This is a genomic window from Mycobacterium sp. E1747, assembly GCF_001667775.1.
GTDB lineage: Bacteria > Actinomycetota > Actinomycetes > Mycobacteriales > Mycobacteriaceae > Mycobacterium.
The window spans coordinates 1-8971 of record NZ_LZJI01000252.1; the positions used below are offsets into that span (position 1 = coordinate 1).

Here is an 8971-nt window from a genome sequence, read left to right on the forward strand (position 1 = left end):
TGGATCAGCACCGGTGCCCGGCACCCCGGCGCGAGATCGTGGCGCCGCCAGACGTCGAGCAGGTTGTCGCGGCCGCCCGGGCCGTAGGAGATGTTGGAGGTCTGCGCCGCGTACCGGCGATGCGGACCGGGCCGGCCCAACACGCCGCCGCGCGGTGCGCAGACCGGCTTGGTGGCGGCCGCGACAACCTGCTCGACGTCTGGCGGCGCCACGATCTCGCGCCGGGGTGCCGGGCACCGGTGCTGATCCAGGTCCCCGGCGGGGCGTGGACCGTCGGCGACAAACGGGTGCAGGCCTACACGTTGATGGGCCGCATGGCCGAACTCGGCTGGATCTGCGTCTCGATCAACTACTGCAAGAGCCCGCGTTCCACGTTTCCCGCGCACCTCATCGACGTGAAGAGGGCGATCGCGTGGGTCCGCCAAAACATCGCCGACTACGGCGGTGATCCCGACTTCATCGCGATCACCGGCGGGTCGGCGGGCGGACACCTGGCCTCCCTGGCAGCACTCACCCCGAACGATCCGGCGTTTCAGCCCGGATTCGAAGGCGCCGACACGACGGTTCAAGCCGTCGCGCCCTACTACGGCGTGTACGACTTCACCGACTTCGACAACATGCACCCGTTGATGCTGCCGTTTCTGGAGCAGTTCGTGTTCAAGGCCCGCTACGCCTACCAGCCCGAGCGGTTCGAGGCGGCGTCACCGGTGTCCTACGTGCACAGCGAAGCGCCGCCGTTCTTCGTCCTGCACGGGGAGAAGGACGAATTGGTTCCCAGCGGTCAAGCCCGGGCCTTTTGCGCGGCACTGCGCGCGGCAGGCGCCGCGACCGTCGCCCACGCCGAGCTCGCCAACGCGCACCACGCGTTCGACATCCTCTCCACGGTTCGATCGCGGCTGGCCGCCGACGCCGTCGCCGATTTCCTGGGCGTCATCTACGGCCGGCGCGTCAGCTCGCTGCTGGATTCGGTGCCGCTGGCCGCGACGCCGGCCAGCTGAGCCGCCACCACCTCACGGCCCGACCGCTCCTTTCACCAGCGCGGCAACCCGACTAGCGTTGTGGTGGCGATGGGGTGGGTGGGACCTAGGCAGGAGGCTTGAGCGACGGTGACAAGCTTGGCGCGTCGAGCGGATGGCGATGAGTGAGTCCGAGGTCGTGAAGTTGTCCGACCAGCTGGGGCCGGTCGACTATCTGATGCATCGGGGCGAAGCGAATCCCCGGACCCGCTCGGGGATCATGGCGCTGGAACTCCTCGACACCACGCCGGATTGGGACAAGTTCCTGACCCGATTCGAAAACGCCTCCCGGCGGGTGTTGCGGCTGCGGCAAAAGGTGGTCGTGCCGACGCTGCCGACGGCGTCGCCGCGCTGGGTGGTGGACCCCGACTTCAACCTCGAATTCCACGTGCGGCGGATGCGGGTGGCCGAACCCGGCACGCTGCGCGACGTGTTCAACCTCGCCGAGGTGATCCTGCAGTCGCCGATGGACATCTCCCGGCCGCTATGGACTGCCACCTTGGTCGAGGGTTTGGCCGACGGAACGGCCGCGACGCTGCTGCACGTCAGCCACGCCGTGACCGACGGTGTCGGCGGGGTGCAGATGTTCGCCGAAATCTATGACCTCGAACGCGATCCACCGGCCAAACCCACGCCCCCGCTGCCCATCCCGCAGGACCTCACGTCCAACGATCTGATGCGGCAAGGCATTAACCACCTGCCGACCGCGGTGGTTGGCGGCGTCCTGAGCGCGGTGTCCGGGGCGGTGTCGGCGGCCGGACGGGCGGTCCTGGAACCGGGTGCCACCGTGTCCGGGATCGTCGGTTACGCCATGTCGGGGATGCGGGTGCTCAACCGGGCGGCTGAGCCGTCGCCGCTGCTGCGCCGCCGCAGCTTGGCCACCCGCACCGAAGCGATCGACATCCCGCTGTCGGACCTGCACCGGGCCGCCAAAGCCGGTGGGGGATCGATCAACGACGCCTACCTCGCCGGGCTGTGCGGCGCCCTGCGCCGCTACCACGAGGCGCTCGGCGTGCCGATCAGCACGCTGCCCATGGCGGTGCCGGTGAACCTGCGGGCCGAAGCCGACACGGCCGGCGGCAACCGGTTCACCGGTGTCAACCTGGCCGCACCCGTCGGCACCGTCGATCCGGTCTCGCGGATGAAGAAGATCCGTGCGCAGATGACGCAGCGCCGCGACGAGCCGGCGATGAACATCATCGGTTCGGTCGCACCACTGCTCAGTGTCCTGCCCACCGCCGTCCTCGAGGGCATCACCGGCTCGGTGATCGGTTCCGACGTGCAGGCCAGCAATGTCCCGGTGTACCCCGGCGACACCTACATAGCCGGTGCAAAGGTGTTGCGGCAGTACGGCATCGGCCCCCTGCCCGGCGTCGCGATGATGGTGGTGCTGATCTCGCGGGGCGGCTGGTGCACCATCACGGTGCGCTACGACAGGGCGGCGGTGCGCAACGAACCGCTGTTCGCCCAATGCCTGCTGGAGGGCTTCGACGAAATCCTGGCGCTGGCCGGTGATTCGGCACCCCGCGCGGTGCCCGCGTCGTTCACCGAACCGGCAACTTCGGCACGGACGGCGGCGGGCTCATGAGCGCAGCCGACGGGGGAACGGCCGGGGACATGAGGTTGCCCGGCTCGGTCGCCGAAATCATGGCCAGCCCACCGGGTCCCAAGATCGGGGCGTTCTTCGACCTGGACGGGACGCTGGTGGCCGGGTTCACCGCGGTGATCCTCACCCAGGAGCGGCTGCTGCGCCGCGACATGGGCGTGGGCGAACTGCTCGGCATGGTCCAGGCCGGCCTGAGCCACACGCTCGGCCGCATCGAGTTCGAGGATCTCATCGGCAAGGCCGCCGCTGCGTTGGCCGGCCGCCTGCTCGACGACCTGGAGGAGATCGGCGAGCGGCTCTTCGTGCAGCGGATCGAGTCCCGGATCTACCCGGAAATGCGCGAGCTGGTGCGCGCGCATGTTGCGCGCGGGCACACCGTGGTACTCAGCTCGTCGGCGCTGACCATCCAGGTCAACCCGGTGGCGCGGTTCCTCGGCATCTCGAACATGCTCACCAACAAGTTCGAGACCACCGAAGACGGCATCCTCACCGGCGGGGTGCAGAAGCCGATCCTGTGGGGCCCGGGCAAAGCCGCTGCGGTGCAACGGTTTGCGGCCGAGAACGGCATCGACCTGAAGGACAGCTACTTCTACGCCGACGGGGACGAGGACGTCGCCCTGATGTATCTGGTCGGCAACCCGCGCCCGACCAACCCCGAGGGCAAGATGGCCGCGGTGGCCAAGCGCCGCGGCTGGCCGATCCTGCGGTTCAACAGCCGCGGCCCGGTGGGCCTACGGCGCCAGCTGCGCACCCTGGCCGGATTCGGTTCGATGTTTCCGGTCGCTGCCGGCGCCGTGGGCATCGGCGTGCTGACCCGTAATCGGCGTCGGGGCGTCAACTTCTTCACCTCGACCTTCTCGCAGCTGTCGCTGGCGATCGCCGGCGTGCAGCTCAACGTCATCGGCCAGGAGAACCTGACCGCGCAGCGGCCCGCGGTGTTCATCTTCAATCACCGCAACCAGGTTGACCCGGTCATCGCCGGCGCGCTGGTGCGCGACAACTGGATCGGCGTGGGCAAGAAGGAGCTGCAGAAAGACCCGATCATGGGCACGCTCGGCAAGCTGCTCGACGGCGTGTTCATCGACCGGGACGATCCCGCCGCGGCTGTGGAGACCATGCACGAGGTCGAAGACCGCGCCCGCAAGGGGCTTTCGATCGTGATCGCGCCGGAAGGCACTCGGGTCGACACCACCGAAGTCGGGCCGTTCAAGAAGGGGCCGTTCCGGCTCGCCATGGCGGCCGGGATCCCGATCGTCCCGATCGTGATCCGCAACGCCGAGCTCGTCGCCGCCAGGAACTCCACCGTCATCAATCCGGGCACGGTTGACGTCGCGGTCTTCCCGCCGATTTCGGTGCAGGACTGGACCGTCGAGAACCTGCCCGAGCGCATCGCCGAGGTCCGGCAGCTGTATTTGGACACGCTGGCCAATTGGCCGGTCGGCGAGCTTCCCGAGGTCGACCTGTACGCGGAGAAGAAGGCGGCGGTGAAGGCCAAAGCCCCTGCGAAAAAGACTGCGGCCAAAGCCGTTTCAAAACCTCCAGCGGCACGGAAAGCGCCGGCAAAGAAAGCGCCGGCGAAGAAGGCCGCCACGAAATCGAAGCCGGCCAAGGCGAATCCGCACGAGTCCCAGGCGGTTCTCAAAGACGGCGAGGCACAACGGCCCGCCCAGGCGGTCGCCGGTGCCGAGACACCGGAATCCCCGCCCGAAGGGCGGCGGTGACCGAACCGGCCGCGGATACCACCGCGGTCCTCACCGGCCAAGACTCGCTGGTATTGGCGTCCATGGCGTCGCCGGTGGAGACCGAACTGGTGACGGCCTGGATGGCGCAACAGCGCGCCGACCGGCCGGAGGCGAGGTTCGCCGTCCTGGAACTGCCGCCGCCGAACGCGCCGGCCGGCGCGCTCACCGCGCTGATCGAGCAGCTCGAGGCGGCCAGCGACGCCAACGACGACCGTGTGGTCGTGCCGGTGCGGGTGTTCTGGTTGCCGCCGCCGGATCGCGGCAGGATCGCGAAGCTGGCCGGCCTGCTGCCCGGTCGGGATCCCTACCAGCCCAACGAACGTCAGCAACTGCAGATCATGGGCAATGCGCCCCAGCGGGCACGGGTGGTGGCCGGGGAACCGGCCAAAGTCTCCGAACTGCGCCAGCAGTGGCGCGAGATCACCGTCGGGGAGAACTCGTGCGATTTCGCCCGGTTCGTCATCCGCCGCGCACTGCTGGCGCTCGAACGCGTCGAGTACCGAATCCTGGGGCCGCAGTACAAATCTCCGCGGTTGGTGAAACCCGAGATATTGGAGTCTAGCCGATTTCGTGCCGGGCTGAAGAAGATCCCCGGCGCCACCGTCGAAGAAGCGGGCGAGATGCTCGACGAACTCGCCACCGGCTGGAGTCGGGTGTCGGTGGACCTGGTCGGCGTCCTGGGGCGGGCGCTCAGCCGCGGATTCGACCCCGAGATCGATTACGACGGCTACCAGGTCGCGGCGATGCGCGCCGCCCTGGAAACCCACCCCGCGGTGCTGTTGTTCTCGCACCGGTCCTACATCGACGGCGCGGTGGTGCCCGTGGCGATGCAGGAGAACCGGCTCCCGCCCGTGCACGTGTTCGCCGGCATCAACCTGTCATTCGGCGCGCTGGGTCCGCTGTTGCGCCGGTCCGGCGTCATCTTCATCCGCCGCAACATCGGCGACAACCCGCTCTACAAATACGTGCTGCGCGAATACGTCGGCTACATCGTCGAAAAGCGGTTCAACCTGAGTTGGTCCATCGAGGGGACGCGCTCGCGCACCGGCAAGATGTTGCCCCCGAAACTCGGCCTGCTCGCCTACGTGGCCGACGCCTACCTGGACGGGCGCAGCGAAGACATTCTGCTGCAGCCGGTGTCGATCGGCTTCGACCAACTGCATGAGACCGCGGAGTACGCGGCCTACGCCCGCGGCGGTGAGAAGACGCCCGAAGGCGTGGGCTGGCTGTACAACTTCATCCGCGCGCAGGGCGAACGCAACTACGGCAAGATCTACGTCCGCTTCCCCGAAGCCGTTTCGATGCGCCAATATCTGGGGCCGACGCACGGCCCGCTGGCTCAGGATCAGGACGCCAAACGGCTTGCGCTGCAAAAGATGTCGTTCGAGGTTGCGTGGCGGATATTGCAGGCGACGCCGGTGACGGCCACCGGTCTGGTATGCGCGCTGCTGCTGACGACCCGCGGCGCCGCGTTGACGCTGGGTCAGCTGCACCACACCCTGCAGGATTCGCTCGACTACCTGGAACGCAAGCAGAACCCGATGTCGACGAGTGCGTTGCGGCTGCGCTCGCGCGACGGGGTGCGGGCGGCGGTCGACGCGTTGTCCAACGGGCACCCCATCACCCGGGTCGACGGTGGCCGGGAGCCGGTGTGGCGCATCGCCCCCGACGAGCAGCACGCGGCCGCGTTCTACCGCAACTCGCTGATCCACGCGTTTCTGGAAACCTCGATCGTCGAGCTCGCGCTCGCGCATGCGCGGCACGTCGAGGGTGACCGCATGCAGGCGTTCTGGGTCCGGGCGATGCGGCTGCGCGACCTGTTGAAATTCGACTTCTACTTCGCCGACTCGGCGTCGTTTCGGGAAAACATCGCCGAAGAGATGGCCTGGCACGACGATTGGGAAGCCCACGTCACCGCGGGCGGCGGCGAGATCGACGCGCTGTTGTTCGCCAAGCGGCCGTTCATGGCCGACGCGATGCTGCGAGTGTTCTTCGAGGCCTACGAGATCGTCGCCGACGTGCTGCGCGACGCACCGGCCGACGTCGGCCAGAAGGAGTTGACGGAGTCGGCGCTGGGCGTGGGTCGCCAATACGTGGCGCAGACCCGGGTCCGCAGTAGCGAGTCGGTGTCGACGCTGTTGTTCGCCACCGCGTATCAGGTCATCGCCGACCAGGACCTGGTCGCCCCCGGTCCGGACCTCGCCGAGCGCCGGAACGCGTTTCGGGAGGAACTGCGGGGCATCCTGCGGGACTCCGATTACATCGGGCGGATCGCGCGCGACCAGTTCTTCGCCCGCGAGGCCAAGGCCCGTGAGGAGCGCCTGGCTCGGTAGTCGCGGGTCCGCGCCCATACCCTGGCTGTATGACGGTCGACCGGTCCGTGACCACACCCCGCGCCCTGGTGTGGCCGCTGCTGATCGGAGTCGCTGCACTGGCCGGCTGCACGGCGGCCGGTATCGGCGCGCTGTCGCTGGCCGACGCGCTGACCGCCACCGGACTGCCGGACCCCGGCCCGACGACCACGTTGGGGTTGCCGTTCGTCCGGGCGGCGGGGGAGATCGCCGCGGTGCTGGCCGTCGGTTCGTTTCTGTTCGCCGCTTTTTTGGTGCCACCGCAACGCAACGGCGTCCTGGACGCCGACGGCTACCGGGCGCTGCGGCTGGGCACGGTGGCGTCCGGGGTCTGGGCGGTGTGCGCGGCGCTGCTGGTGCCGCTGACCATCTCCGACGTGTCGGGTCGACCGTTGGTCGCGCTGCTCAACCCGGTGCGGATCTGGTCGGTCGCGGGCCTCGTCGCCACGGCCTCCGCGTGGCGCTGGACCGCGGCGCTGGCCGCGCTGGTGATGCTTGCGAGCCTGTCGGTGCTGCGTTGGTCGTGGACGCCGCTGTTGTTCGCCGGCTCATTGCTGACCCTGCTGCCGCTGGGACTAACCGGCCACTCGTCGGCCGGCGGGTCACACGACCTGGCCACCAACAGCCTGCTGATCCACCTTGTGGCCGCCGGCGTCTGGGCCGGCGGCCTGCTCGCGTTGGCCGCCTACGGGCTGCGCGGCGGGGGCCACGTCGCCCTGGCGGCCCGGCGGTTCTCCGCGATCGCGCTGTGGTGCTGGGTCGCGATGGCGCTCAGCGGTGTGGTGAACGCCGCGGTGCGCGTGCCGCTCGGTGACCTGGTGACCACCGAATACGGGCGCCTGGTGCTCGCCAAGTTCCTCGCGCTGTGCGCGCTCGGAGTCATGGGCTGGCGCCAGCGGCGCATCGCCGTCGCGCGGCTGCAAGCCGACGCCACCGATTCCGGGGCGCGCCGCGCCCTGCTCCGGCTGGCGCTCGCCGAGGCCGCGGTCTTCGGCCTCACCTTCGGCGTCGCCGTCGGGCTGGGTCGCACCCCGCCGCCACCGCCGCCGAGCCGGCTGCCCTCGATTCCCGAAGCCGAGATCGGCTACGACTTCAACGGCCCGCCCACCGTGGTGCGCATCCTGTTCGACTGGCGGTTCGACCTGATCTTCGGCAGCGCCGCGATCGTTTTCGCCGCGCTCTACCTGGCCGCCGTGGTGCGCTTGCGCCGCCGCGGCGACGCCTGGCCACCGGGCCGGACGGCCTCCTGGCTGCTGGGCTGCCTGGCGTTGCTGTTCGTCACCTCGTCGGGCGTCGGCCGCTACATGCCGGCGATGTTCAGCGTCCACATGGTCGCCCACATGGGGCTTTCGATGCTGGTGCCGATCCTGCTGGTGCTCGGCGCGCCGGTGAGCCTGGCCCTGCGGGCGCTGCCCGCCGCCGGCCGCGAGGACCCGCCCGGAATGCGGGAATGGCTGCTGACCGCGCTACACAGCCGGCTGTCACGATTTCTCACCAACCCGGTGGTCGCCACTGTGCTCTTCGTCGCCGGTTTCTACGGGCTGTACCTGTCCAACCTGTTCGACACCGCCGTGAGCAGTCACGCGGGCCATCTCGCGATGAACGTCCACTTTCTGCTCAGCGGCTACCTCTTCTACTGGATCGTCATCGGCGTCGACCCCACCCCACGACCCATCCCGCCGCTAGCCAAGGTGGGCGTGGTGTTCGCGTCGCTGCCGCTGCACGCGTTCTTCGGGGTGGTGCTGATGGGCACCCGCAAGGTGCTCGGCGCCGACTATTACCGCTCGCTCGGCTTGACCTGGCACACCGACCTGCTCGGCGACCAGCGGCTGGGCGGCGGCATCGCGTGGGCCGCCGGCGAACTGCCCCTGGTGATCGTGATGCTGGCGCTGCTGGTGCAGTGGGCGCGCAGCGACGACCGCACCGCCCGTCGGCTGGATCGCGCCGCCGACCGCGACGACGACGCAGAGCTGGTCGCCTACAACGCGATGCTGGCCGAGCTGTCCCGGCGTGACACGCCGGGACATGCGAAGCCGCGCTGACAAGGTGCTTGAGTTGGGAGGCTCCAGCGGCTCATCGTCGGTGCGCGCTTCTTCGGCCTCGACAAGACCCATCATCGGACACTGAGGACGAATTCGTCTCTCCGCCAACCGGCTTCAGCATCGTCTAGTTGTTGGACGGTGGTGGTTGGGGTTGGAAGGGGTCGTACCACCACCAGTCGGCGCGTTCGCCGAGGGGCCCGGGCCATGGTGGGAC

6 protein-coding genes are annotated in these 8971 nt (G+C 69.0%); 5 read left to right on the top strand and 1 reads right to left on the bottom strand.

Annotated features, from left to right (window positions below):
- The 5 genes from A5695_RS26920 to A5695_RS26940 form a co-directional block, all read left to right on the top strand.
- Positions 1 to 998 (top strand): alpha/beta hydrolase (locus A5695_RS26920; RefSeq protein ID WP_156749874.1); only part of this gene is annotated, 998 nt, incomplete at its 5' end.
- A 139-nt stretch (positions 999 to 1137) separates the two neighbouring features.
- Positions 1138 to 2604 carry a wax ester/triacylglycerol synthase family O-acyltransferase gene (locus A5695_RS26925; RefSeq protein WP_156749875.1) on the top strand — a complete coding sequence of 489 codons (1467 nt, stop codon included), beginning with the start codon at positions 1138 to 1140 and terminating at the stop codon, positions 2602 to 2604.
- Entirely contained in the window at positions 2601 to 4343 is a 1743-nt protein-coding gene (locus A5695_RS26930) for an HAD-IB family hydrolase/lysophospholipid acyltransferase family protein (protein ID WP_068089859.1), read from the top strand. The genes A5695_RS26925 and A5695_RS26930 overlap by 4 nt, the downstream gene beginning before the upstream one ends.
- Positions 4340 to 6697, top strand: coding sequence for a glycerol-3-phosphate 1-O-acyltransferase (locus tag A5695_RS26935; RefSeq protein WP_068089860.1), 2358 nt, complete (start codon positions 4340 to 4342; stop codon positions 6695 to 6697). The genes A5695_RS26930 and A5695_RS26935 overlap by 4 nt, the downstream gene beginning before the upstream one ends.
- Before the next feature lie 29 nt (positions 6698 to 6726).
- Entirely contained in the window at positions 6727 to 8757 is a 2031-nt protein-coding gene (locus A5695_RS26940; protein WP_068089861.1) for a cytochrome c oxidase assembly protein, read from the top strand.
- A gap of 124 nt (positions 8758 to 8881) precedes the next feature.
- Here the strand turns inward: A5695_RS26940 and A5695_RS29975 are convergent.
- Positions 8882 to 8971, bottom strand: a 90-nt coding sequence (locus tag A5695_RS29975) for a hypothetical protein (protein ID WP_231974994.1), incomplete at its 5' end; no start/stop codon positions are given.